23 protein-coding genes are annotated in these 24,710 nt (G+C 71.6%); 15 read left to right on the top strand and 8 right to left on the bottom strand.

Annotated features, from left to right (window positions below; all coding sequences use genetic code 11):
- Positions 1-17 precede the first annotated feature (17 nt).
- Positions 18-836 (top strand): EamA family transporter, encoded by an 819-nt coding sequence (locus GEV10_02255; GenBank protein MQA77296.1) that lies wholly within the window; start codon positions 18-20, stop codon positions 834-836.
- Here GEV10_02255 and GEV10_02260 read toward each other — a convergent pair.
- Together GEV10_02260 and GEV10_02265 are read right to left on the bottom strand one after the other, a co-directional pair.
- Positions 780-1,448 carry a methyltransferase gene (locus GEV10_02260; GenBank protein MQA77297.1) on the bottom strand — a complete coding sequence of 223 codons (669 nt, stop codon included), beginning with the start codon at positions 1,446-1,448 and terminating at the stop codon, positions 780-782. The two genes, GEV10_02255 and GEV10_02260, sit on opposite strands and share 57 nt — an antisense overlap.
- Positions 1,445-2,983, bottom strand: a complete 1,539-nt coding sequence (locus GEV10_02265; GenBank protein MQA77298.1) for an AAA family ATPase — start codon at positions 2,981-2,983, stop codon at positions 1,445-1,447. The genes GEV10_02260 and GEV10_02265 overlap by 4 nt, the downstream gene beginning before the upstream one ends.
- Before the next feature lie 1,568 nt (positions 2,984-4,551).
- Between GEV10_02265 and GEV10_02270 the strand changes: the two genes are divergently transcribed.
- The 5 genes from GEV10_02270 to GEV10_02290 are packed head-to-tail and all read left to right on the top strand — an operon-like array spanning position 4,552 to position 7,995.
- Positions 4,552-5,532, top strand: a complete 981-nt coding sequence (locus tag GEV10_02270) for a zinc-binding dehydrogenase (GenBank protein MQA77299.1) — start codon at positions 4,552-4,554, stop codon at positions 5,530-5,532.
- Between the two features lie 30 nt (positions 5,533-5,562).
- Positions 5,563-6,216: a hypothetical protein gene (locus tag GEV10_02275; protein ID MQA77300.1), complete on the top strand. Its 654-nt coding sequence runs from the start codon at positions 5,563-5,565 to the stop codon at positions 6,214-6,216.
- Entirely contained in the window at positions 6,213-6,812 is a 600-nt protein-coding gene (locus GEV10_02280; protein ID MQA77301.1) for a hypothetical protein, read from the top strand. The genes GEV10_02275 and GEV10_02280 overlap by 4 nt, the downstream gene beginning before the upstream one ends.
- Complete coding sequence (locus GEV10_02285) at positions 6,809-7,426, top strand: hypothetical protein (GenBank protein ID MQA77302.1); 618 nt, start codon at positions 6,809-6,811, stop codon at positions 7,424-7,426. Before GEV10_02280 ends, GEV10_02285 begins: the two co-directional genes overlap by 4 nt.
- On the top strand, positions 7,426-7,995 hold the full coding sequence (locus GEV10_02290) for a hypothetical protein (protein ID MQA77303.1): 570 nt from the start codon (positions 7,426-7,428) through the stop codon (positions 7,993-7,995). The genes GEV10_02285 and GEV10_02290 overlap by 1 nt, the downstream gene beginning before the upstream one ends.
- On the opposite strand, the gene GEV10_02295 is transcribed toward GEV10_02290, so the two are convergent.
- Positions 7,913-9,226, bottom strand: coding sequence for a hypothetical protein (locus GEV10_02295; GenBank protein ID MQA77304.1), 1,314 nt, complete (start codon positions 9,224-9,226; stop codon positions 7,913-7,915). The genes GEV10_02290 and GEV10_02295 overlap by 83 nt on opposite strands.
- 69 nt (positions 9,227-9,295) lie before the next feature.
- Here GEV10_02295 and GEV10_02300 point away from each other — a divergent pair, with 69 nt between their 5' ends.
- Entirely contained in the window at positions 9,296-9,838 is a 543-nt protein-coding gene (locus tag GEV10_02300) for a DUF2587 domain-containing protein (GenBank protein MQA77305.1), read from the top strand.
- A 13-nt stretch (positions 9,839-9,851) separates the two neighbouring features.
- Here GEV10_02300 and GEV10_02305 read toward each other — a convergent pair whose 3' ends face one another.
- The gene (locus GEV10_02305; GenBank protein ID MQA77306.1) at positions 9,852-10,667 is read right to left on the bottom strand and encodes a Cof-type HAD-IIB family hydrolase; all 816 of its coding nucleotides are present in this window, start codon (positions 10,665-10,667) and stop codon (positions 9,852-9,854) included.
- Positions 10,668-10,809: 142 nt separating this feature from the next.
- Positions 10,810-11,763, bottom strand: a complete 954-nt coding sequence (locus GEV10_02310) for a transcriptional regulator (protein ID MQA77307.1) — start codon at positions 11,761-11,763, stop codon at positions 10,810-10,812.
- A 129-nt stretch (positions 11,764-11,892) separates the two neighbouring features.
- Between GEV10_02310 and GEV10_02315 the strand changes: the two genes are divergently transcribed.
- From GEV10_02315 to GEV10_02330, 4 genes are read left to right on the top strand one after another with little or no spacing between them, the layout of a single operon-like run.
- On the top strand, positions 11,893-12,894 hold the full coding sequence (locus GEV10_02315; protein ID MQA77308.1) for an alcohol dehydrogenase catalytic domain-containing protein: 1,002 nt from the start codon (positions 11,893-11,895) through the stop codon (positions 12,892-12,894).
- A gap of 28 nt (positions 12,895-12,922) precedes the next feature.
- Complete coding sequence (locus tag GEV10_02320) at positions 12,923-14,251, top strand: extracellular solute-binding protein (GenBank protein MQA77309.1); 1,329 nt, start codon at positions 12,923-12,925, stop codon at positions 14,249-14,251.
- A 6-nt stretch (positions 14,252-14,257) separates the two neighbouring features.
- The gene (locus GEV10_02325) at positions 14,258-15,199 is read left to right on the top strand and encodes an ABC transporter permease subunit (GenBank protein MQA77310.1); all 942 of its coding nucleotides are present in this window, start codon (positions 14,258-14,260) and stop codon (positions 15,197-15,199) included.
- Entirely contained in the window at positions 15,196-16,041 is an 846-nt protein-coding gene (locus GEV10_02330) for an ABC transporter permease subunit (protein MQA77311.1), read from the top strand. The genes GEV10_02325 and GEV10_02330 overlap by 4 nt, the downstream gene beginning before the upstream one ends.
- Positions 16,042-16,053: 12 nt before the next feature.
- Here the strand turns inward: GEV10_02330 and serS are convergent, their stop codons facing one another.
- Both serS and pheA read right to left on the bottom strand, forming a co-directional pair.
- On the bottom strand, positions 16,054-17,316 hold the full coding sequence (gene serS, locus GEV10_02335) for a serine--tRNA ligase (protein MQA77312.1): 1,263 nt from the start codon (positions 17,314-17,316) through the stop codon (positions 16,054-16,056).
- Between the two features lie 60 nt (positions 17,317-17,376).
- Positions 17,377-18,318 carry a prephenate dehydratase gene (pheA, locus tag GEV10_02340; GenBank protein MQA77313.1) on the bottom strand — a complete coding sequence of 314 codons (942 nt, stop codon included), beginning with the start codon at positions 18,316-18,318 and terminating at the stop codon, positions 17,377-17,379.
- 56 nt (positions 18,319-18,374) lie between these two features.
- Between pheA and larB the strand changes: the two genes are divergently transcribed.
- The 4 genes from larB to GEV10_02360 all read left to right on the top strand — a co-directional run bounded on the left by larB (position 18,375) and on the right by GEV10_02360 (position 23,202).
- Positions 18,375-19,160, top strand: coding sequence for a nickel pincer cofactor biosynthesis protein LarB (gene larB, locus GEV10_02345; protein ID MQA77314.1), 786 nt, complete (start codon positions 18,375-18,377; stop codon positions 19,158-19,160).
- Between the two features lie 38 nt (positions 19,161-19,198).
- Positions 19,199-20,356, top strand: coding sequence for a nickel pincer cofactor biosynthesis protein LarC (larC, locus tag GEV10_02350; GenBank protein ID MQA77315.1), 1,158 nt, complete (start codon positions 19,199-19,201; stop codon positions 20,354-20,356).
- A 4-nt stretch (positions 20,357-20,360) separates the two neighbouring features.
- Entirely contained in the window at positions 20,361-20,867 is a 507-nt protein-coding gene (locus GEV10_02355) for a hypothetical protein (protein MQA77316.1), read from the top strand.
- Between the two features lie 121 nt (positions 20,868-20,988).
- The gene (locus GEV10_02360) at positions 20,989-23,202 is read left to right on the top strand and encodes a hypothetical protein (protein MQA77317.1); all 2,214 of its coding nucleotides are present in this window, start codon (positions 20,989-20,991) and stop codon (positions 23,200-23,202) included.
- Here GEV10_02360 and GEV10_02365 read toward each other — a convergent pair.
- Positions 23,193-24,707 carry a DUF2029 domain-containing protein gene (locus GEV10_02365; protein ID MQA77318.1) on the bottom strand — a complete coding sequence of 505 codons (1,515 nt, stop codon included), beginning with the start codon at positions 24,705-24,707 and terminating at the stop codon, positions 23,193-23,195. The genes GEV10_02360 and GEV10_02365 overlap by 10 nt on opposite strands.
- Positions 24,708-24,710 lie beyond the last annotated feature (3 nt).

Below are 24,710 nucleotides of genomic sequence, written 5' to 3' on the forward strand. Positions count from 1 at the left end.
CCCTGGCGGCGGCTCTCATGGTGCTCGTCGCCGCCGTGGCACACGCGAGCTGGAACGCGATCGCGCACGACATCGACGACAAGCTCGTGTCGTTCACCCTCGTCGGTCTCGGCGGCGCCGTCTGCTCGCTCGTCGTCGTCGCTGTCGCGCCGCTGCCGCACCGAGACAGCTGGCCGTACCTCCTCACCTCCGCGCTGGTGCACGTCGCCTACTTCGCCCTGCTCATGAAGTCGTACGAGCTCGGCGAGTTCAGCCAGGTGTACCCGCTCGCGCGGGGCACCTCGCCGCTGGTGGTCACCGTCCTCGCGGCCGTGTTCGTCCGCGAGGTGCCGCCGCCATTCGAGCTCGCGGGAGTGCTCGTGGTGTCCGTCGGGCTCGGCACCCTGGTGCTCGCCGGCGGGCGTCCCGGCAGGCGCGACCTGCCGGCGCTGGCTGCCGCCGTGGGCACCGGCCTCACGATCGCCGCCTACACCACCATCGACGGGATCGGCGTGCGCGCGTCGGGCAACGCCGCCGCGTACACCGGATGGCTGATCCTGTTGCAGAGCCTGCCGATCCCGTTGTACGCGCTCGCGCGCCGCCGGCGCGCGCTGATCCGTCAGCTGCGCCCGCAGGCCGTCCGCGGTCTGGCCGGCGGCGTGCTGAGCCTGCTGGCGTACGGGCTCGTGCTGTGGGCGCAGACCCGCGGGGCGCTGGCGCCGATCGCGGCGCTGCGCGAGACGAGCATCATCGTCGGCGCGGTCATCGGCACGATCTTCTTCGCCGAGCCGTTCGGCAGGTCACGTGTCGTCGCCACGGTCGTAGTCGTCGGCATCGTGCTGATCAGTCTGGCCTGAGGTCGCCGGCCCCACCCGCAAGATGCGGAACCCCTTGGCGCTGGCGAGCCGTTCGCATGCGTGCCGCTGGTCGGTGAGCCACCGCTGCAGCGAGTCCGCGCCGAGGTTGCGCTGGACGACGAGGTGGGCCGAACCGGCGGCGCGCAGCCGGCCGAGCCAGGTGCGCAGCAGGTCGTGCAGCGCGGACTTGCCGACCCGGATCGGCGGGTTGGCGTAGATCGCGTCGAACATGACGTCCGCGGGCACCTCGTCGCCGGACGCGACGCGGACGTTGGGCAGCCCGAGCGCGGCGGCGTTGGTGCGGGTCAGCTCGCGGGCGCGCTCGTTGACGTCGACCGCCCACACCTCGGCCCCCGGCGACCGGCGTGCCAGTACGCAGGCGATGGGCCCGTACCCGCAGCCGAGGTCGAGCAACGTGCCGGTCGCGGGCGGCGCCGGGCCGCGCTGCAGCAGCACTGCTGTGCCCGGGTCGAGCCGCGTGGAGCTGAAGACCCCGCGCGCCGTGCGGAGCGCGTAGTCGTGCCCGTCGACCGTGAAGCGGACGGTTCGGTCGCCGGGGTCCGAGGACGGCGAGGCGCTGAAGTAGTGCTCGCCGCCCGTTCGCTCAGTCAGACCGGCAGCCTGTGCTGGAAGCCCGCGGCGACCGCGGCGGTGAGCTGCAGGTACGCGTCACGCGTAGCCGGGCTCAGCTGCTCGAGCACGAACTCCGCGCCGGCCTCGAGGTGCGGGTCGAACGGCACGCGCACCAGTGCACGGCACCGGGCGTTGAAGTGCTGCTCGAGCCGGCTCAGGTCGACCGCCTTGTTCTGCGGCCGGACCGCGGACATGACGACCACGCCGGACTGGACGAGGCCGCTGTAGTCGTGGGCGTCGAGCCAGTCGAGCGTGGCGCTCGCGGAGCGGGCACCGTCGACGGAGGCCGAGCTCACCAGCACGATCTGGTCGGCGAGCCCGAGCACGCCGCGCATCGCCGAGTGCAGCAGGCCGGTGCCGCAGTCGGTGAGACAGATCGAGTAGTAGTGCTCGAGCACCTCCGTGATCGACCGGTAGTCGCCCTCGCTGAACGCCTCCGAGATCGCGGGATCGGGGTCGGACGCCAGGACCTCGAGCCGGCTCGCCGCCTGCGACGTGTACTGGCGTACGTCGGCGTAGCGCGTGATCCCGTCCTTGTTCCCGAGCAGGTCGCGGACGTTGGCCCGGGTCTCGAGACGCACCTTCTCGCTGAGCGTGCCGCGGTCGGGGTTGGCGTCGACGGCGATGATGCGGTCACCACGCAGCGTCGAGAGGGTCGAGCCGAGACCGACGGTCGTGGTGGTCTTGCCGACGCCGCCCTTGAGGCTGAGCACCGCGACGCGGTAGTGGCCGCCCGCGACGGGTGTGCGGACGAGCGACACCATCTGCTGGCGCTGCAGCTCCTTGTTCGACTCGCCCGGGTCGATGATTCCGCCGCTCGCCTTGAACAGGGCACGCCGCCAGCCGCTGGTCGGCGGTGCCTTGCGCGGACGAAGCAGGGACTGCGGTGACAGGTGCTCCGAGGTCAGAGGGATCGGCGGCTGCTGCGGCGCCATGCCGGGGAACGCCTGGCCCTGCTGTCCGAGGAAGCCCTGCGGGTCCTGGAAGCCTTGCGGGCCTGGGCCCTGGAAACCCTGCTGTCCGGGAAAGCCCTGCTGTCCGGGGAAGCCCTGCGGGTCCTGGAAGCCCTGCAGGCCCGGCCCCTGGAAACCCTGGTGGCCGGGGAAGCCCTGACCCGGTGCCTGCGGGGGCGGCCCCGCCTGCGGCGGGGCCTGCTGCTGCTCGGACGGCTGGTAGCCGACCTGGAACTGCGACAGGTCGTACCGCTGGTGTGGGCCGGTCTGCTGCTGGCTCGGACCCTGGTCGGCCTGGCCGGGCCACGGCCCCCACGCGGATGGTGCCTCCGGCTGCGGTGCCGTGCCCGCCCCCGCCTCCGGTGCCGGGGGTGGTGCCCACGGCTCGCCGAACGCCGGGAAGGCGCTGTCGTGCTGCTGGGCGCGCGCCGCCTCGTCGTCGGGGGCGGCCGACCAGAACGGCGACGGCTCGCCGAGGGGTTCGCCGGGTGTGTCCGGGGAGTCCGCGGTCGGCGCCGGGGGTTGTCCCTGCCCGACCTCGGGCTGCCAGAACGGGGCCATGTCGTCGTGGTCGTCGGCTGCCGGAACCGCGGTCGACTCCGTGCCCGACGAGGCCTCGGGAGGCGCGGCGGACTCGTCGGCGCCGGTCGAGGGGGCGAACGGGTCGTCACCCGGGGGGCTGGGCAACCACGCCTGACCGAACGGCGACTGGTCGTCGGCCTGACCGGACGAGAACGGCGAGGACTCGAACGGCTCGTCGGCGCCCTGACCGAACGGGTCGGAGCCGGCCTGGTCGCCGGATCCCGCGGCGAACGGGTCGGCCGCGCCGAATCCCTGCTCGCCGGGCTGCGCGCCCGCAGGGGGAGGCCCGAACGGATCGGCATCGCCCGGCTGGTGCCACGACGGCTGTCCGTTCTGCTGCTGCCAGGGCTGCTGGTCCGGTGCCTGTTGCCAGGGCTGCTGGTCCGGGCTCTGCTGCTGCCACGGTTGCTGGTCCGGTGCCTGTTGCTGCCAGGGCTGTTGCTCGGGTCCTTGCGCCCACGGCTGCGCCTGGCCCTGCTGCCAGGGCTGCTGCTCGGGTGCCTGTTGCTGCCACGGCTGCTGGTCCGGGCTCTGCTGCTGCCAGGGCTGCTGGTCGGGTGCCTGTTGCTGCCAGGGCTGCTGCTCAGGGCTCTGCTGCCACGGTTGCTGGTCCGGTGCCTGTTGCTGCCAGGGCTGTTGCTCGGGTCCTTGCGCCCACGGCTGCGCCTGGCCCTGTTGCCAGGGCTGCTGCTCGGGTGCCTGTTGCTGCCACGGCTGCTGTTCCGGTGCCTGTTGCCAGGGCTGCTGCTCGGGCGCCGGTGCCCAGGGCTGTTGCTCGGGGCCTTGCTGCCAGGGCCCTGCGCCCGGACCGCCGGCCTCGAACTCCCACGGGGGCGGCACCTCGTGCTCGAGGTGCGCCATCGGCTCGGCGGGCGCCCACGGGCTCCCGCCGCCCGGCGCCGGGCCGAAGTCGGGCTCCGCGCCACCGAGGTCCTGTCCGGTCACCGCCCAGGGGTCAGGCCCGTCGGACCGGTCCGACGCGAACGGGTCGCCGGTGGGCTCGTTCAGGACCGGACGTCCGAAGTCGTCGGTGTCGACGACGTGCGTGGTGTGGTCGGGTGCGACGTCACCCGGCAGCGCCTGCTGCTCCGGGTGGTCCTGCGACAGCGACGAGGTCGCGCGCCCGAAGTCGTCGGTCTCGACCACCTGGGTCGTGTGGTCGGACGCGACGTCGCCCGGCAGCGGACCCCACAGGCTCGAGTCGAGCTCAGAGCCCTCGGGCTCCTCGGAGCCGCCGACACCGTCGGGATCGACGATCGTGCCGTCCTGCTCGTCGGAGTCGGCGAACGGTTCGGACTCCTTGCCGGTCATCCGGGACCCCTCCCGCTTCTCGGCGTGCTCGGCGACCGCCGCCTGACGGGCACGGCGGCTCCTGCCGGCGTCACCCCTCGGTCGCGCGGCACGCGTCCCCCTCGTCCGGTATCGACTGCACCGCACACACGCACAACAAGAGCCCAGCCTAAGCCCAACGCTCTCCTCCGTGGCACCTCGGCATCGCCGACCTGCGGGAATGGGCCGGGACGGCGTGCGACATTAGGGTGAGCGGCATGCGCGCGATCGTGATGACCGAGCCCGGCGGACCCGAGGTGCTGCGGTGGGACGAGGCCCCCGATCCCGTGCCCGGCGCGGGTGAGGTGCTGCTCGAGGTGGTGGCGAGCGCGGTCAACCGCGCCGACCTGCTGCAGCGCCAGGGTCACTATGACCCGCCGCCGGGCACGTCGCCGTACCTCGGGCTCGAGTGCTCGGGTCGGGTGGTGGCGCTCGGCGACGGCGTCGACTCCTGGTCGGTGGGCGACGAGGTATGCGCGCTGCTCAGCGGCGGCGGTTACGCCGAGCTGGTCGCCGTCCCCGCCGACCAGTTGCTGCCGATTCCCCAGGGCGTCTCCCTCACCGAGGCCGCGGGGCTGCCCGAAGTCGCCTGCACCGTGTTCTCCACGGCGTTCATGGTCGCCGGTCTGCGGCCCGGCGAGACCTTCCTCGTCCACGGCGGCGGCAGCGGGATCGGCACGTTCGCGATCCAGCTGGCGAAGGCGGCCGGCGTCGGCGCGGTGTTCTGCACCGTGGGGAGCAGGGCCAAGGCCGACAGGTGCCGCGAGCTCGGCGCCGACCTCGCAGTCGACTACACCGCGGAGGACTTCGTCGCGAAGGTGAAGGAGGCGACCGGCGGCGAGGGCGCCGACGTCGTCCTCGACATCGTCGGCGCCAAGTACCTGGCGCGGAACGTCGACGCGCTCGCACGCAACGGCCGTCTCGCCGTCATCGGCCTGCAGGGTGGTCGCACCGCCGAGCTCGACCTCGGCGCGCTGCTGGCCAAGCGGGTCGCCGTCATCGGCGTGACGCTCCGCGGCAGGCCGCTCGAGGAGAAGGCGGCGATCGTGGCCGCGGTACGGGAGAATGTCTGGCCGGCCGTCGAGTCCGGTGAGGTGCGTCCGCTCATCGACCGGACGGTGCCGATGAGCGACGCCGCCGCCGCGCACCGGATCGTCGCGGACAGCGGTCACTTCGGCAAGGTCCTCCTCGCCACCTGACGGCCGGCGGAGCGGCTAGAATCGCCGACCGTGACACCCCCGACCGCGTCTCTTCCACCGCCGCCCCCGCCGTCGGCACCGCCGCCCCCGCGGCCACGGCGCCGCGCGTTCGCTGGATACGGTGTCGAGGCGGTGGTGCTCGCCCTCGTTCTCGTGTTCGCCGTCGCCGTGGTCCTGCCGACCTGGTTGATGGGCGGCTTCGGCCAGGTGCCGAAGAAGGGTCTGCCCGAGATCCAGCCGAGCCAGACGATCTCGTACGGCGAGTACCGGATCTCCCCGTTGAACGCGAAGCTGACGCCCGCCAACCCGACCGGCGAGTACAACACGAAGAAGAACATGCAGTACCTCACCGTCCAGGTTCGCGTGGAGAACCGCACCAAGGAGTCGGCGTACGGTTTCGAAGACCTCGTGCTGGTCGGCTCGCCGATCTTCGCCAAGCTGTCGCCGCCCGAACAGTCGGGACTCGTCCGCGACGGCTCCGGGGTCCAGGTTCTGCAGTCGGGGGTCCCCGAGATCGTCCAGCTCATCTGGGAGATCCCGCGGACGACGGCGGTCCCACCGGGGGTGAAGGTCACCATCCAGCGCAACAGCTACAACGAGGGCTTCTTCGACAAGAAGATGCGGTGGAGCGCGCCGGACCCGTGGGTCGTGGTCACCCTTCCCGTGACGCGGGTGGGCATATGAGCGTCACGACCCACCTGACCAGGCAGAAAGCGCTGATGGCGCTGCTGTCGGTCGCGCTGTTCCTGCTTGCCATCGGCGTCCAGAAGGCCCAGCCGCCGGACGAGTCCAACGCCTTCGCGCCCTCGTTCAAGATCCAGGGGTCGCTCGGCGAGACCATCGCGCTTCGCGAGGGCAACATCACGTTCAGCAACCTGCGGGTGGCGAAGTCGATCCAGACCGGCGACGGCTTCAGCAAGAAGAGCCTGACCACGTCGGGTCTGTGGCTGGTCGTCGACTACACCTTCATGCCGCAGCGAGACTCGGGATACATGAACGTGTCGCTGCAGACGCCCGACCACACCACCTACCGCACCTCGCTGCGCGGCGGCGTTTCCGGGATCAACGGTGAACCGGGGTTCAAGGAGATGGGGACCATCCCGTTCGAGGTGCGCAGGTCCGCGGCCACGCTGTCCGGGGCGCGGCTGCTGGTCGGCAACACCGGTGCGTTCGGCGTCCCGCTGTGGGACACCGAGGGCATCGTCCCCCTCGGCATCGACGACGCGCGGGCGGCCCGGCTCGTGCGCGATGCCCCGGCCACGCTGACCGTCTCCGAATGAGCAGTCCGAGTCAGGGAAGGGAGGGGCGCGCCGTGCGGCAGTGGTTCCGCCGGTTCCGTGTCTACGTCATCCTCGCGCCGCTGACGCTCGCCCTGGGATTCGGCTACAACGGCTACGAGGCGTGGACGGGCAACGACGGCGTCGCCCACCGCGCCGAGGACGTACCGAAGGGCGAGTGGGTCACCCTCGGGCCGACCACCGTGCGGTTGATGGCCATGACGCAGAGGCAACCGAGCTCCGACCCGGACGCGACCGCGGAGGTGCCGATCGACTCGGTCGTCGTCATCGCGAGGTTCCAGGCGAAGGTCAACGACGTCAAGAAGCTCACCAGCGAGAAGAAGATCTTCGGCTGTGACTCGACCGTCGAGAACGGCGACGGTTGGACGTGGGACTCGGAGACGTTGCTCGGAAAACCGTACGTCGCCGACACGGTCTCCCAGACGTGCTCGGGCAAGACGATGACCAAGGACTTCAAGGACAAGTTCCCGAAGCAGGGCGACACGTTCGAGTACGTTTACGCGTACTTCGTGCCCAAGGAGCGGGCGAAGGAGCTCCGGCCGACTCTCGCGTGGTACCCGGAGTACCCGCGCTACTACCGTTTCGCCGTGCGCTGATGAGGCAGTGGTTCCGCCGGTTCCGTGTCTACGTCATCCTCGCGCCGCTGACGCTCGCCCTGGGATTCGGCTACAACGGCTACGACGCGTGGGTGGGCAACGACGGCGTCGCCCATCGCGCCGAGGACGTGCCGAAGGGTGAGTGGGTGACGCTCGGACCGACCACCGTGCGCCTGGTGAGCATGACCGTGAAGCAGTCGACCTCCGACTCAGAGCTGCCGAAGAACTCGGTCGTCGCGATCGCGAGGTTCCGGGCGAAGGTCGACGACGTGAAGAAGCTGACCAGCCAGAAGAAGATCTTCGGCTGTGACTCGACCGTCGAGAGTGGAGAGGGCTGGGTGTGGGAATCGACGTACGGAATCCGTGAGCCGTATGTCGCGGAGGCCGTCTCGCAGACGTGCTCGGGCAGGACCATGACCAAGGACTTCAAGGACAAGTTCCCGAAGCAGGGCGAGACATTCGAATACGTCCACGCGTACTACGTGCCTAAGGAGCGGGCGAAGGAGCTGCGGCCGACTCTCGCGTGGTATCCGGACTTCCCGCGCTACTACCGTTTCGCCGTGCGCTGAACCGCGACATCGCCAGGTCGAACGTCACGGCGAGCAGGCAGATGCGCAGCGGCTCGATGATCGCGAAGATGGCGACGTCGAGGACGCCGGACGCCTCCTGCCAGAACATGCCCGAGTCGTGCGGCCCGATGATCGTGACGATGCCCTGCTTCAGCAACACTCCGGTGAGCTCGACACCGCCGTAGAACACGCAGAAGAGCAGGGCCGCGGGCACGCCCGCGGCGAGCATCAGCCTGATGGCGTGCAGTGGCGGGTAGTACTTCTCCTTGAACCCGTCGGGAGGGAACCTGTTCGCCCACCGCTTGACGACGCCGGGCGCCTTCTCCAGGGTCTTGGTGACCCTGCCGAGCTGCTTGTCGCCGAGCAGGATCCGCACGTCTTCCATCTGCCGGCCGTAGACGGCACCGGCGATCGCCAGCCAGGCGATCGGCAGGATGATGCCGTCCTTGACCGCGCCCTGGAACGGGGTGAACCAGCCGAGGTCGAAGGTGAACAGGTGGTGGAAGTGGATGGGGACCATCGGTCCCACGCCGTCGAAGATGTCCTTGGTGCCCACGAGGTTCTGCCACGCGAGCGTGCCTGACAACCAACCGAGGAACTCGCGACCGAGCTTCAACACGCCGAGCAGGCCGAAGAACATCCACAGCGACTCGAACACGGCGGCGAGCAGCCCGGTGACGGGGTTGAGGGTCTTCCTGGTGATGCCCTCGAAGATCTTGACGAGGATCCACGCGACGACGCCGGCGCCTGCGAACCACCAGGTGAAGTCGGTGCTCTCGGACGGTGCCCCGCCCAGCGGGTGGAGCTCCCAGCCGCGGTACTCGAGCTGCCGCACGTCGTCCATGAACAGGTCCCAGGCGGAGTACACGAGGAGGAACGGCATCAGGGACAGGCCGATCGACCTGATCAGCTCGCCCAGGCCCTCACGCTCCGGGGCCTTGATCGTCGGATCGACCGCCGCCTCGGACTGGCGCAGGCTCCACAGGGTGGGCAGCCCGCGCCGGACGGAGACGAACATGAGGACGTACGAGGTGAGGGTGCACAAGATGGCCAGCGACAGCAGCGCGTAGCCGGCCACCTTGTTGATGCCGTTGACGTGCGCGGCGACCTCGGCGATCAGGTCGTGCAGGCCGCGGCCGACGAGATACCAGGTGATGAGCGGCACCCAGAACTGCCCGAACAGACGCAGGGTCCTTCGGGGGATGCTGAGTGGCAGGCTGGACACGTCCATCGCCCCCGGAGCCTACCGGCAACCGGAGGAGGACCTACAGTGTGCTGGGCTGACGCGGAAGGATGACGAATGACCGAATCGGGCAGTGTGTTCCCCGGACGTCCCGACGACGAGTCGGGACGTCCCCGCGTCATGATCGTCGGCTCCGGGGGCACGGCGACCAACGACGGTGACGACCGGGAGGGCGAGTCGCCCGCGGACATGGTCGAGCAACCCGCGAAGGTCATGCGGATCGGCAACATGATCCGCCAGCTGCTCGAGGAGGTGCGGGCGGCGCCGCTGGACGAGAAGAGCCGCGCCCGGCTCGCCGAGATCCACCGCTCGTCGATCAAGGAGCTCGAGGACGGCCTCTCCGAGGACCTCGTGAGCGAGCTCGAACGGCTGAGCCTGCCGTTCACCGTCGACGAGATCCCGAGCGACGCCGAGCTGCGGATCGCGCAGGCGCAGCTGGTGGGCTGGCTGGAGGGCCTGTTCCACGGCATCCAGACGGCCCTGTTCGCCCAGCAGATGGCGGCGCGTGCGCAGCTGGAGCAGATGCGCCGGGCGTTGCCGCCTGGTGCCGTCCCCCAGGACGGTCAGCAGCCGGGGCACGGCGCCGGCCCGTACCTCTGACCCCGCTCCGCGATCAGCGGAGCGAGTGGCTCGGTTCGGCGAGGTCGAACAGCGCGGCGAGCGTTCTGGCGACTCCGTCGTCGTCGTTGGTGGGGGCCCGCGCGGTGACGACGTCGAGCACGTCGGGATGGGCGTTGCGCATCGCGTAGGAGCGACCTGCCCAGCGCAGCATCTCCAGGTCGTTGGGCATGTCGCCGAAGGCGACGACGTCGGCGGCGTCGATCCCACGCTCGGCGCACAGCGCAGCGACCGCGCTGGCCTTGGTCACCCCGTACGCGCTGATCTCGACCAGGCCCGATCCGAAGCCGGAGTGCGTGCACGTCGCGAGCGTGCCGACGGTGTCGGTCAGCCGGGCGAGCAGCGCGTCGGAGTCGCCGTCCGGGTGCTTGGCCAGCAGCTTCGCCGCGGGACGCGACGTCAGGGTGGCGAGGTCGACCTGCTCGTGCGGTTCGACCGCGCGGTAGTCGGCCTGCGCGGCGAAGTCCCAGCCGTACTCGGCGGCGAACGCGACCTTCGGCACGGCGCGATCGATGACGTCGACGAGGTGCGCCAGCAGATCGGGCGCCATCGGGTGCGCCGTCAGGATCTCCTCGTGCCGCAGGTCGACGACGAGTGCGCCGTTGGAGCAGACCGCGAGCCCGTGCTCGCCGGCGTGCTCGGCCATGCCGTCCATCCAGCGCGGTGGACGCCCGGTGACGAACACGACCTCGGCGCCCGCGGCCTCGACCGCCGCGAGCACCGCGTGGGTGTACGGGGACACGGTGCGGTCGGTGCGAAGGAGGGTGCCGTCGAGGTCGGTGGCGACGAGGCGAGGAGGGCGGGGCGGCACGCCTCAAGGCTATCCGCTCGAACGCCGACCCGGTCCGTCCCAGCTGGGTCCCCGGTGGTGGTCCTGGCCCTCGCTGGGGTCCCCGGCTGTGGTGCGGGCCCCCGTTGGGGTCCCCAGCCGGTCACGGGTGACGCGGCGTGGATCAGGCGAGGAGGCGGCGGGCCAGGGCGGTGTGGGTGACGAGCGAGGTGCCGATGCCGCCGGCCTTCACCGCGCGGACGGCGTCCGCCTTGCGGGCGTCGTAGGCGAGGGTGAGGACCGACCTGGTGCGGCGCAGGTCGGCCGGGCCGACCCCGATCACCCGCGAGCGCAGCCCGGGATCGAGCGGTGCGCCGTCGCGGTCGAACACGACCCCGCAGGTCTCCGCGGTGGCGCCGGCCCTGGCGAGCGAGCGGCGTTCGCGCTCGCCCAGCGCGTCGTACACCGTCGACAGACCGGTACCCCAGGCCCCGACCGAGATCACGGCGACGGACAGCCGCCGGTAGTGGCTGTGCGCCCGCGCCACGAGGGCCTCGCGGCGCAGCGCGGTCGCGGCGCCGGCGTCGGGGACGAGCAGCGGCGCGTAGAAGGTGACGGCCGAGCCGCCGGACGCCTCGGCCACCTTGCGGGTGACGTCGACGGTGCTCGCGTCGACGTCGGACCTGGCCAGTGCGCCGCACAGCTGGACTGCCGAGCACGGCGGCAGCTCGGTGAGCTGGGCCGCGAGGTCGAGCAGCGAGCGCCCCCACGCGATCCCCACGACGTCGCCCGGCTCGACCACCTCGGCCAGGTGGTCGGCCGCGAGGCGGGAGATCTGGTGCCTGAGCACGGCTGGCTCGTCGTCGTCGAGGTCGGCGACGACGACGTGCTCGTACCCCAGGCGCAGCCGGACGGCCTCGGACAGGTCGGTGTCGATCTCTGCCGGCCGGCCGATCTGGATGGTCACGAGACCCTCGCTGTGCGCCCGTTCGAGCAGCCGGGCGACCTTGAACCTGCTGAGACCGAGCTCCTCGCCGATCTGGATCTTCGACCGGCCGTCGAGGTGGAACCGTCGTGCCACGGCCGTGAGCTGGACGAGCTCCGCCGGGCCCAGCCGCCTGCGCTCTGTCGTCGGCATGGCGGCTCCCGGCTGGACGGCGTGTCGCCGTCGGTGCGCGGGGCTTGACAGCCCGTGCTGACGGCGCTGTACTCAGCGTACTCGTTCGAGCGTCGGTTCGCTCATCTGAGCGCACCGCGAGGAGGCTGCATGCGGGCGGCGGTCATCACCACCCCGGGCGACATCACCGTCCGGGAGGTGCCCGACCCGACGCCGGGACCCGGCGCGATCGTCGTACGGGTCGGCGCGTGCGGCGTGTGCGGCACCGACCTGCACATCGCCGACGGCGAGTTCCCGCCGACGCCGTACCCGATCGTGCCCGGACACGAGTTCAGCGGCACGGTCGTCGCGCTCGGCGCCGACGTCCGTGCCGACGTGCGCGAGGGAGACCGGGTCGCCGTCGACCCGTCGCTGTTCTGCGGGCGCTGCGCCGAGTGCAGGCGCGGGCGCGGCAACCTGTGCGAGAACTGGGGAGCGACGGGCGACACCGTCGACGGCGCGTTCGCCGAGTACGTCTCGGTGCCCGCCGTCCAGGCGTACGGCATGCCCGATCACCTGTCGTGGTCGGAGGGAGCGCTCGTCGAGCCGGTCTCGTGCGCCGTCCACGGTCTGCACCGGTTGGGTGTCGAGGTGGGCGAGCGGGTGCTCGTGGTCGGCGCTGGCACCATGGGACTGCTCATCTCGCAGCTCGCCCAGCGCGCGGGTGGCGTGGTGAGTGTCGTCGACCGCAACCCGGCCCGGCTGCCCGCGGCCGCCGAGATCGGCGCGCACGCGACCGCCGAGTCGGTCGAGGCGCTCGACGCGCCGCCGTTCGACGTCGCTGTCGACGTCACGGGTGCTCCGCCCGCGATCGAGGCGGCGTTCGGCGCGTTGCGCCGCGGCGGCCGGCTGCAGATCTTCGGTGTCGCCGCGGCCGAGGCGCGGGTCAGCCTTTCGCCGTTCCGCATCTACAACGACGAGATCACCATCGTCGGCTCGATGGCCGTGCTCAACAGCTACGGCAAGGCGCTGGAGCTCGTCGGCTCCGGCGCCGTCCAGGTCGGCGGGCTCGTCACCGACACGCTGCCGCTCGGGCGATACGCCGACGCGCTGCAGCGTGTACGCGATGGTGCCGGACTGAAGGTCCACGTCGATCCGGCACTGCCCGACTAGTCAGGCCCGACGTTCGAGGAGGTCCGCAATGGCGCGGAGCAGGCTGGTCACGGGAGCGGCACTCGTCGCCGCCGGAGCACTGCTCACGGGGTGCGCGGGCGCGGGCGCGATCGGCGGCGGGAGTGACAGCACGCAGCTGACCATCGCGATCGACGCGATCGCGCTCTCGTCCCGGTTCGAGCGCGACAACCCCGGCATCGAGCTCGACTTCGTCTCGTTGCCGGAGAACGAGGCGCGCGCGAAGATCACGACGTCCGTGGCGACCGGCGGCGGCGAGTACGACGTCACGATGATCAGCAACTACGAGACGCAGATGTGGGCCGAGAACGGCTGGATCACCAACCTGCAGCCGTACATCGACGAGTCGCCTTCGTACGACGCCGACGACTTCATCCCGTCGCTGAAGGAATCCCTCTCCTACGAGGGCGACATGTACTCCGTGCCGTTCTACGGCGAGTCGTCGTTCCTCACCTACCGCGAGGACCTGTTCGAGAAGGCGGGCCTGACCATGCCGGCCAAGCCGACCTGGCCGCAGGTCGCGGAGCTCGCCAAGAAGCTGGACGATCCCGAGAATGGTGTGTCGGGCATCTGCCTGCGCGGCATCCCCGGTTGGGGTGAGGTGCTCGCGCCCCTCGACACCGTCATCAACACGTTCGGCGGCCGCTGGTTCGACGAGAACTGGAACGCGCAGCTCACCTCGCCCGAGGTGAAGGAGGCCGTGCAGTTCTACGTCGACACCGTGCGGGAGAGCGGGCAGACCGGCGCCGCGGCGAGCAACTTCGGCGACTGCCTCACCCGCTACAGCCAGGGGCAGGCCGCGATGTGGTACGACGCGACGTCGATGGTCAGCACCACCGAGGACAAGGCCGAGAGCGAGGTCGAGGGCAAGAACGGCTACGCGCCCGCACCGGTGGTGAAGACGGAGTCGTCGGGCTGGCTCTACACCTGGTCGCTCGGCATCCCGCGCACGTCCGAGCACAAGGACGACGCCTGGAAGTTCGTCGAGTGGATGACGAACAAGGAGTACATCGAGACCGTCGGCGAGGAGCTCGGCTGGGCGCGCGTGCCACCGGGGAGCCGGCAGTCGACGTACGAGATCCCGCAGGTCGAGGATGCCGCGCAGGCGTACGCGGGTCCCACGTTGCAGGCCCTGGAGACCGCGGACGAGAAGAAGCCGACGGTGCAGGCGGTGCCGTACCAGGGCATCCAGTTCCTGCGGATACCGGAGTTCCAGGACCTCGGCACCAGGGTCAGCCAGCAGATCGCCGCGGCGATCGCCGGCAACGTCACCGTCGACGAGGCGCTCGAGCAGTCGCAGCGATATGCGCAGAGCGTCGGCGAGAGCTATCGAGAGTAGGTCGACATGACGACGACCACCGCGAACGTGACCGCGCCCCAGGCCGCCCCCGGCGGGTCACGTGCGTCCGAGCGTCGCGAGGGCTGGATGCGGCGTGGGCCGCTGCTCCCCGCCCTGGTGTTCGCCATCATCGTCACGCAGCTGCCGTTCCTCGCGACCCTGTACTACTCCACCCAGTCGTGGAACCTCGTACGTCCCGGGTCGCGGCAGTTCGTGGGACTCGCCAACTACGGGGCCGTGTTCGCCGACCGCACCTTCCGGGAGGCCGCGCTGAACTCGATCCTGATCACCGTCGGCTGCGTCCTGGTCGCGATGCTGCTGGGCATCGGTCTCGCCCTGCTGCTCGACCGGCCGTTCCGCGGCCGCGGCATCGTCCGCACGCTGCTCATCACGCCGTTCCTGGTGATGCCGGTGGCGGGCGCGCTGCTGTGGAAGACGACGATGTTCGACCCCATCTTCGGCATCGTCAACTTCGTGCTCGGCCCGCTCGGCTTCGGTGACTTCGCCTGGCTCACGAGCAGCCCGCTGTTCTCGATCGTCGCCGCGCTGGTCTGGCAGTGGACGCCGTTCATGATGCTGCTCGTCCTCGCCGGCCTGCAGAGCCAGTCGGGTGAGGTGCTCGAGGCCGCGTCGGTCGACGGCGCGAGCCGGTGGCAGACGTTCGTGTCGATCACGCTGCCGCACCTGCGGCGCTACATCGAGCTCGGCGTGCTGCTGGGCGCGATCTACGTGGTCAACACGTTCGACACGATCTACATGATGGCCCAGGGCGGGCCTGGCACGTCGAGCGCCAACCTGCCCTTCTACCTCTACCAGCGCGCGTTCCTCGGCTTCGACGTCGGCCAGGCCGCGGCGCTCGGCGTGGTCGTGGTGATCGGCACCATCATCGTCGCCACCGCGGCCCTGCGGCTGCTGTTCAGGAGCTTCAACGTGGAGGGCCAGTCATGAGCGCCATCACCGCACAGGGCGGTCCGCGGCAGAGGTCGGCGGGCGGCGGCCTGCTCACGGTCGCCACCTGGATCATCGGGCTCGGGTTCTTCTTCCCGGTGCTGTGGATGGTGCTGACCGGCTTCAAGCAGGAGCGTGACGCGTACACCGACGTGCCGCGCGTGGTGTTCGCGCCGACGCTGCAGCAGTTCGCCAACGTCTTCGAGCGCGGCGTGCTGCCCTACCTCGGTAACTCGGCGTTCGCGACGCTGGTGTCGACGATCCTCGTCGTCCTGCTCGCGACGCCGGCGGCGTACGCGCTGTCGATGCGGCCGGTGAAGAAGACCCAGGACGTGCTGTTCTTCTTCATCTCCACCAAGATGCTGCCGGTCGCCGCGGTGATCGTGCCTCTTTACGTGGCCGCGCAGGCGCTGTCGATGCTCGACAACGTGTGGATGCTGATCATCCTCTACACCTCGATGAACCTGCCGATCGCGGTGTGGATGATGCGGTCGTTCTTCCAGGAGGTGCCTGGCGCGATCGTCGAGGCCGCGTCCGTCGACGGAGCCAGCCTGTGGCGCACGCTGTGGCAGATCATCCTGCCGGTCATCGCGCCGGGGCTGGCCGCCACGGCGCTGATCTGCGTGATCTTCTCGTGGAACGAGTTCTTCTTCGCGGTCAACCTGACGGCGTCCAACGCCGCCACCGTCCCGGTGTTCCTCGTCGGGTTCATCACGACGAAGGGCCAGTACTTCGCGCAGCTGTCGGCGGCCGCGACGCTCGCCTCGTTGCCGGTCATCGTCGCCGGCTGGATCGCGCAGAAGCAGCTCGTCCGCGGCCTGTCGATGGGCGCGGTGAAGTAGCCGCGCCTCCATTCAGCCGACCGGCTTGAGCACGTCGCGGTTGCCGAGGTACGGGCGCAGCGCCTGCGGGACGTACACCGAGCCGTCGGCCTGCTGGTGGTTCTCCAGGATCGCGACGATCCAGCGCGTGGTCGCGAGCGTGCCGTTGAGCGTGGCGGCGTACGCCGGCTTGTTCTTGTCGTCGCGGTATCTGATGTTGAGGCGTCGGGTCTGGAACTGCGTGCAGTTCGACGTGGACGTCACCTCGCGGTAGCGGTCCTGCGACGGCACCCACGCCTCGCAGTCGTACTTGCGGGCCGCGGACGAGCCGAGGTCTCCCGCGGCGACGTCGATGACGCGGTAGGGCAGCTCGACGTTCGCGAGCATGTCCTTCTCGAAGTTCAGCAGCCGCAGGTGCTCGTCGTGCGCGTCCTCGGGACGGCAGTAGACGAACATCTCGATCTTGTCGAACTGGTGCACGCGGATGATGCCGCGGGTGTCCTTGCCGTACGAGCCCGCCTCGCGCCGAAAGCACGTCGACCAGCCCGCGTAGCGCCGCGGGCCGTCGAGGTCGAGGATCTCGTCCATGTGGTAGCCGGCGAGCGGCACCTCCGACGTGCCGACGAGGTAGAGGTCCTCGTCGTCGAGGTGGTAGACCTCGGCGGCATGCTCACCGAGGAAGCCCGTGCCCTCCATGACCTCGGGCTTGACGAGGACGGGCGGGGTCATCGGCGTGAACCCGTTGTCGACGGCGGTGCGCAGGGCGAGGAACAGCAGCGCCTGCTGCAGCTCGACGCCGACGCCGCGGAGGAAGTAGAAGCGCGCGCCGGAGACCTTGGCGCCGCGCTCCATGTCGATGGCGGCGAGTCCCTCGCCGAGCGCCAGGTGGTCGCGCGGCTCGAAGGCGAGCCGCGTGCGCTCGCCGACCTCTTCGAGGACGGTGTAGTCGTCCTCGCCGCCGGCCGGCGCGCCGTCCTCGACGACGTTCGACAGCCGGAGCATCAGCGCGCGTGCCTCGGCGTCGGCCTCGTTCTGGTCGGACTCGGCCTGCTTCACCTGACCCGCGAGCTCCCTGGCCCCGGCGAGCAGTGCCTCACGCTCGTCACCCTGGGCGCGGGAGACCTGCTTGCCCGACGCCTTCTGCTCGGCGCGCAGGGTGTCGAAGCGTGCGATGGCGGCGCGGCGGCGTTCGTCGGCCGCAAGGTAGGCGTCGACGATGCTCTCGTCCTCACCGCGGGCACGCTGCGACGCGCGCACCAGGTCGGGTTGCTCGCGTAGCAGTCTCGGGTCGATCACGGGGTCGAGGTTACTCGCGCACCCCTGCGGTGCTGCCACCGGTTTCCTGCGTGCGGGTGATCAGTGGCGGCCGGCGCGGATCTGTTCGAGCCAGGCCCCGGCGTCGCGGAAGTCCTTGTCGGACGTGCCGTCGCGGACGATCGGCGCGTACTGGTCCTCGCGCGGGTAGCTGCCGAGGAACCTGACGTCGGCGCACACCCGGCGCAGCGCCGACAGCGCCTCGCCGACCCGCATGTCGTGGACGTGGCCCTCGCAGTCGATGGAGAAGCAGTAGCGCCCGTGCCCGTTGCCGGTGGGGCGGGAGTCGATGCGGCTGAGGTTGACGCCGCGGACGGAGAACTCGGTGAGGATCTCGAGCAGCGCGCCCGGGTGGTCGTCGCGGATGAACGCCACGAGCGACGTGCGGTCGGCGCCGGTGGGTGCCGCGGCGGCGGACGGCCTGCTGACGAGCACGAACCTGGTGACGGCGTCCGGCCGGTCGCCGATGTGGTCGGCGACGACCTGCAGGCCGTAGTGGTCGACGGCGAGGGGCGACGCGACGGCCGCGTCGTACTGGTCGGTACTCGCGACCTCGGCCGCGGCGGCCGCCGTCGACGCGGCGGGGATGACCTTGACGTCGGGCAGGTGCGTCGCGAGCCAGCCTCGGCACTGCGCGGCCGCGTGCGGGTGGGTCGCGAGCACGCGCACGGTGTCGAGGGTGACGCCGGGCCGCGCGGCGAGCACGAACCTGATCGGCAGCAGCACCTCCCTGGTGATGACCAGGGGGTCGCCCGTCGCCAGCTCGTCGAGGGTCGCCGGGACGGCGCCTTCGACGGAGTTCTCGATCGGCACCATGGCGGCGGTGGCATCGCCGCGGCGTACGGCGTCGAGTGCGGCGGGGACCGTGGCGCAGGGTTCGAGGTCGGAGCCGGCCGACGCGGCGGGCACACGCAGCAGCGCCTCCTCGGTGAACGTGCCCTGCGGACCGAGATAGGCGTACCTCGCGGGTGGAACTCCTGGCATGCCGGCGAGGGTACCTCTGCGTGGCGCGCCACCAGCCGGCGCATAGATTGACGGGCGTGGACCGAGACGAGGTGCGTACGCTGCTCGCCGCCGTCGCCGCGGGCGACGTGACGGTCGAGACCGGGCTCGACCGGCTGGCCGACGGCCCGTTCGGCGCGAACGGCTCGGGGTTCGTCGATCTCGGCTTCGCGCGCGTCGACACCCATCGCGGCCTGCGCACCGGAGATCCCGAGGTCGTCTACGCGGCGGGCAAGCAGCCTGACCAGGTCGTCGCGCTGCTACGGACCCTCGTGGACCAGCCGGGCGAACGTCCCGCCGTGGCGACGCGGCTGGGTGACGAAGGGCTCGCTGCGGTCCGCGCGGCGTTCCCCGACGCCGCGGTCGACGAGGTCGGCAGGTGCGCTGCCGTTGGCGTGCTCCCCGTGCCGACCGGGCGCGTGGCCGTGGTGTGCGCGGGCACCAGCGACCTGCCGGTGGCCCGCGAGGCCGCGTTCGTGGCGCGCGCGTTCGGCACCGAGGTCGACGAGATCGACGACGTCGGCGTCGCCGGCATCCACCGGCTGCTCGCGGAACGGGAGCGACTCGACGCCGCCGACTGCCTCGTCGTCGTGGCGGGCATGGAGGGTGCGCTGCCCAGTGTGGTCGGCGGTCTCGTGGGCGCTCCGCTCGTGGCCGTCCCGACGTCGGTCGGATACGGCGCGTCGTTCGGCGGGCTCGCGGCACTGCTCGCGATGCTCAACTCCTGCGCACCAGGCGTCGCGGTGTGCAACATCGACAACGGCTTCGGCGGCGGGGTCTTCGCCGCCCGCGTCGCGCGCCGTGCGGCGGGTGTGCACCGGTGATCGGCTGGTTCGACGTGGTCGGCGGTGCGAGCGGCGACATGATGCTCGGCGCGCTCGTCGACGCCGGCGTCCCGCTCGAGGTGCTGCAGGACGCGGTCGACGCCGTCGGCGTCGAGCCTGTCGAGCTCACGGCGGAACGGGTGAGCCGGCACGGGCTGGCCGCCACCCGGGTGCACGTCCGCGCCGCGGAGTCCGGTGTCACGCGGACGTGGGACGACGTCCGCGCGCTGCTCGACGCCGCCGCGCTCGACGCCGGCGTACGCGACCGCGCACACGACGCGTTCGCGCGGCTTGCCCGCGCCGAGGCCGCGTCGCACGGCATCCCGGTCGACCGCGTGCACTTCCACGAGGTCGGCGCACTCGACTCGATCGCCGACGTCGTCGGCGCGAGCGCTGGCCTGCACGCCCTCGCACTCGACCGCGTCGTGGTCTCGCCGGTCCCGCTCGGATCCGGTGTCACCCGGGGCATGCACGGCGGCATCCCGCTGCCCGCGCCGGCCGCGCTGGCGGTGCTCGGCGAGGCGGGCGCACCGGTGTTCGGCGGCGACGTCCCGCTCGAACGCACCACCCCAACGGGTGCGGCCCTGCTGGCGGCGGCGGCGCACGACTGGGGGCCGCTGCCGCCGATGCGCGTCGACCGCGTGGGCGTCGGTGCGGGCGGCCGCGATCCGCGCGAGGTGCCGAACGTCCTGCGCCTCGTCGTCGGCACGCCGGCACGTCCGGGCGACGGTGTGGCGTCGACCGACCTGCTCCTCGCCGCCAACGTCGACGACCTCGACCCGCGGCTGTGGCCGACCGTGCTGGCGCGGCTCCTCGACGCCGGCGCCGCCGACGCGTGGCTGACCCCGATCCTGATGAAGAAGGGCCGTCCGGCGCACACGGTCACCGCGCTCGTCGCCGCCGGTCACGCCGACGCGGTCCGCCGCGCGATCTACGAGGAGACGTCGACGATCGGCGTGCGCGAGACGTCCGTCCGCAAGGGTGCGCTCGACCGGCAGGTGCACGAGGTCGACGTCGACGGCGCCACGGTGCGGGTGAAGGTCGCGGTGCTCGACGGTGCCGTCGTCAACGTCCAGCCGGAGTACGACGACGTCGTGGCGGCCGCGGATCGCCTCCGTCGCCCGGTGAAGACCGTCCTGGCGGCGGCGCAGGCGGCGGCTCACCGGTTCGGCGGCACCCGCGACGACCTACGCTGAACGCATGGCCAGGTCCGACCCGAACGCGTGGACGCCGGGCGAGCTGCGGCTCACCTGGGTCGCGGGTGAGCGCCTCGCCGTGAGCAACCTGCCGCCGCGCCGTTCCCTCACCTGGCTGGCGGGCCAGGGCGTGACGCACGTGGTGAACTGCCGGGCCATGGTCCAGACCTGGGTCACCCGCGACCTCGTCGCCGAGCGCGCCGTCTTCGGCAGGTCCCGGGTCGCGCACGCGCCGATGTGGGACCTCGGCCGCCCGCAGAGCCCACGGCTGTGGCGGTCGGCGGTGCGCTTCGCGGTCCTGGCGCTCGACGACCCCGACGCCGCGGTGCTCGTCCACTGCCAGCAGGGCAGGCGGCGGTCGATCCTCGTGACGTACGCCGTGCTCCGCATGCGCGGTCACTCCGCGGAGGCGGCGAGCCGGCTGATCGCCGACTCCCGGGCGGAGGCCCAGCTCGTCCCCGCGTACCTGACGAGCGTCGAACGGTGGCTGGCCAGGACGGTCACGTCGTAGGACGGCCGGGCGCGTCTGCGGCTCGAGGTCGCGTAGCGTCCGGACAATGGTCACTCCGACTCGATCCGGCCGGAGATGCCTGACACGTAACGAGCGCGATCACCTCGGTAGCCTGGCGCGCATGCCTGCTCAGGTGTGGCGCCGCCGACCGGTGCGCGTCCGTCGCTGGTGCGCACTGCTGGGAGCGGCCCTCGTGGCCGCGCTCGCGGTCTGCCTGCCCGCCGATGAGGCCGCGGCCGAGCCCACCCGGGTGCCGGGTCCTGTGGTCGTCGTCGGACTCGCCGGGCTCACCTGGCAGGACGTCGACCCCGAGGTGACGCCCACGTTGTGGCGGATGGCGGGTGAGGGCTCGGCCGGCTCGATGACCGCGAGGGTGAACGCGCGGCTCACCTGCCCGGTCGAGGCCTGGCTCACCGTCGGCGCCGGCAGCCGGGCACTGATGCCGATACCGCCCGAGGACGACGAGTCGCCGACGCCCACGCCGACCTCCTCGATGGCGGAGACACGGTGCGCCGACTACCCGCGGACGAGCGTCTCACGCGGCGAGCGCACGGTCGACGGCTGGTCCGACTACGTCGAGCAGAACGCCGAGGGTGAGTACGGCACCAGGCTCGGCGCGCTTCCCCAGGTCCTCGCCGAGCACGGCGAGTGCGTCGGCGCCGTCGGTGCCGGCGCGGTGCTCGCGTCCGCGACGCCCGACGGCAGGGTGACGGGCACGCGGGGGCGGCTCACCGACCTCGACGGCATCACGTCGCAGTGCCCGCTGACGTTCGTCGACGCAGGGGCCGGGCCGAGCCCCGCCGAGGCCGAGGCGACGGTGGCCGAGGTGAGGCGGACGGTGCCCGGCGCCACCGTGCTCGTCCTCGGCCTGTCGGACCGGTACGACTACGCGCAGATGCACGTCGCGATCGCGTACGGACCGACCATGGGAACGGAGCCGTACGAGCAGCGGTGGCTCGGGAGCGCGTCGACGCGTCGCGACGATATCGTCCAGCTCACCGACGTCACGCCGACGCTGCTCCAGCTGCTCGGCCACGGCGGCGCGCAGACGAGCCAGATGAGCGGCGCGCCGATGCGCGCGACGACCTCGTACGGTCCCGACACCACCACCGCGGACGTGGTGGAGACGCTGCGCGGGGTCGACCGCGCGAACAAGGTCAGCCGCGACCTCACGCCCGCGTTCATCGCCGTGCTCGAGGTCGCCCAGCTGGTCATCTACCTCATCGCGGCGATCGGACTGCGCCGCCGGTGGTCGACGCCGGGACAGCGCAGGCGGGTGCTGCAGGTCGTCAGGACGAGCGCGCTCGTGGGCGCGTCCGTGCTGCCGGCGACGTTCCTCGCCAACCTCGTGCCGTGGTGGCGGGTCGTCCATCCGCTCCCCGCGCTCATCGGCACCTGTGCCGTGTTCGTCGCGGCGATTCTCGGTGTGGCGGTGGCCGGCCCGTGGCGACGGCATGTCATCGGACCGCCGACCGTCGTCGCGGCCGCGATGGCGGTGGTGCTCGGCGTGGACGTGATGACCGGCTCGAACATGCAGCTGTCGAGCGTGCTCGGCTACCCCGTCGTGATCGGCGCGCGGTTCTACGGCTTCGGCAACACCATGTTCGCGCTCTTCGCGACCGGGACGCTGCTGTTCCTCGCCGGCCTCTACCACTGGCTCGCGACCCGCCTGCGCAGGTACCTCGTGCTGCTCCTCGTCCTCGTCCTCGGCGGGTTCGCCGTCCTGCTCGACGGCTGGCCTGCGTTCGGCAGTGACTTCGGCGGCGTCATCGCGTTCGTGCCCGGCGTCATCGTGCTCGCGCTGCTGCTCACCGGCCGGCGGCTCAACCTGAAGTGGCTGCTCGGCGTCGCCGTGTCCGGCGTCCTCGTCGTCGGCGTGATCGCGTTCATCGACTACCGCAGGCCGAGCCAGGAGCAGTCACACCTCGGCCGGTTCGTCGGGCAGGTGCTGAACGGTGAGGCCTGGCAGGTGGTGCTGCGCAAGCTCGGCGCGAACCTGTCGATCCTCGTGTCGAGCTACGGCCTGGCGCTGCTCATCGTCGTCGGCGTGCTGTTCCTCGCCTTCGTCCTGCTGCGGCCGGTCGAGTGGCGCGCACCGGCGCTGCAACGGGTCTTCGTGCGCGCGCCCGAGTTCCGCGCCGGCCTGCTCGCCAGCCTCGTCACCCTGGTGATCGGCGGCCTGCTGAACGACTCGGGCATCGCGATCCCCGCGATGGGGATGATGTTCGCCATACCTCTCGCCATCGCGGCGAGCGCCCGTGCGGTCGAGGACGACGACGCCCCGGCGCCGCAGTCGGTCGACGCCGGCGAGCCGTCGCCGTCGCGTCAGGGTTGACCCGACGGCAGGGCGGTCGGACTCCGGCCCGGCATCCTGATGATCACCACCAGGGCCGCGATCAGCAGCGCCGTGGTGAGGTACGGCGCCACCTCGGCGCGGTAGAACAGCGTCGCCACCCGGACGTCGTCGGGCAGCGTCGTGCGGCCCGGCACGTACGCGAGCGAGAGCACGATGCCGCGGACCAGGAAGAGTCCGTCGAGCCGGCTGGCCGGCAGCAGGGCGAGGAACGCCCAGCCGAACGCGTCGTACCAGGGCAGGGCGTACGGCGCCGTGAACAGCCACGCGATCCCCAGCGCGCCGGTCACCCAGACGGCCGTGCGGAGCCGCTCGTCCGGCAGCGGTCCCGGTCCTGGCATCGGGCCGGTGTCCGCGGGTCCCCAGCGTCGATGCGCCCACCGCAGCAGCAGGGCCGCGACGACCAGGAGGGCGACGACGCCCAGGATCCGCAGGATCAACCGGGTCGGTCCGTGGCCGATGAGCGGTTCGATGGTCTCGGCGAGCAGGCGTCCCGGCGTCGCCAGCGAGATGTACCTCGACGCGCGGTAGAGCTGGTCGAACGCATGCGGTCCTGCGGTGGCGTAGAGGCCGGCGAACACCAGGACGGACACGCCACCGGTCAGCAGCAGCGTGCGGAACCGTCGGCAGAGAGCCCAGGCGATGCCGGCCGCACCGAGTGCGGCGGGCAGCTTCACGGCCATCGCGACGGCGAGCAGCACTCCTGAGGCGACGGGACTCCGGCGGACGGCGAGCACCGCCGCGACGAGCAGCGCGACCATGAGCGTGTCGACGTGCAGCCCGTTGACCGCGGCGTACAGCAGCAACGGGTTGACCGACCACAGGACCATCGCGCGCCGCTGCCGTGCCGGGTCGCCGCGGGTGGCGCGGTAGAGCAGCACGGCGGTGAGCAGGAACGCCAGGGCGTTGACCACCGCGAGGACCAGGATGGTCGTGCGCACGGAGGTGCCGCCGATGTGCGACGCGAGTTCCTGCTCCATCGTGGTCACCGGGCCGTAGACCGATGTCGTGTCCTGCCAGGGAGGCTCCGCGGCCGCGACGACCGGGTCGCCGTCCGCGGCGGCCTCGCTCGGCGTGACGGCGTACGGGTCGAAGCCGAGCGCTGCGACGCGTCCGTACGCCACGTAGCTCAGGTGGTCGGCGGAGCCCATCGGCGGGACGATCGCGAGTGCGCAGGTGGCGAGCACGCCGGCGAGCAGGAGCCGCCGGGGGCACGGGCGCCATCCCTTGCGCAGCGCGGCCAGCGCGGTGCCGAACGAGATCGCGCCGAGGAGCAGCGCGGAGCCGAGCAGCCGGACCATCGTCCACGCCTCGGGCCGTGTGTCGAACGCGTACGGCGGGAGGCCGGTCGGGTCGCCGAGCGCCGGTTGGGCGGCGGACGGGCCGAGCAGGCCGGCGAGGACGACGAGCAGGAGGGACCCGGCGATGCCGGCCAGCGCGGCGCGACCGGCGACGGTGGCGCCCCGCGCGACCGGTTCGGCTCCCATCGG

The sequence above is a fragment of the Streptosporangiales bacterium genome (assembly GCA_009379955.1).
Taxonomy (GTDB): domain Bacteria; phylum Actinomycetota; class Actinomycetes; order Streptosporangiales; family WHST01; genus WHST01.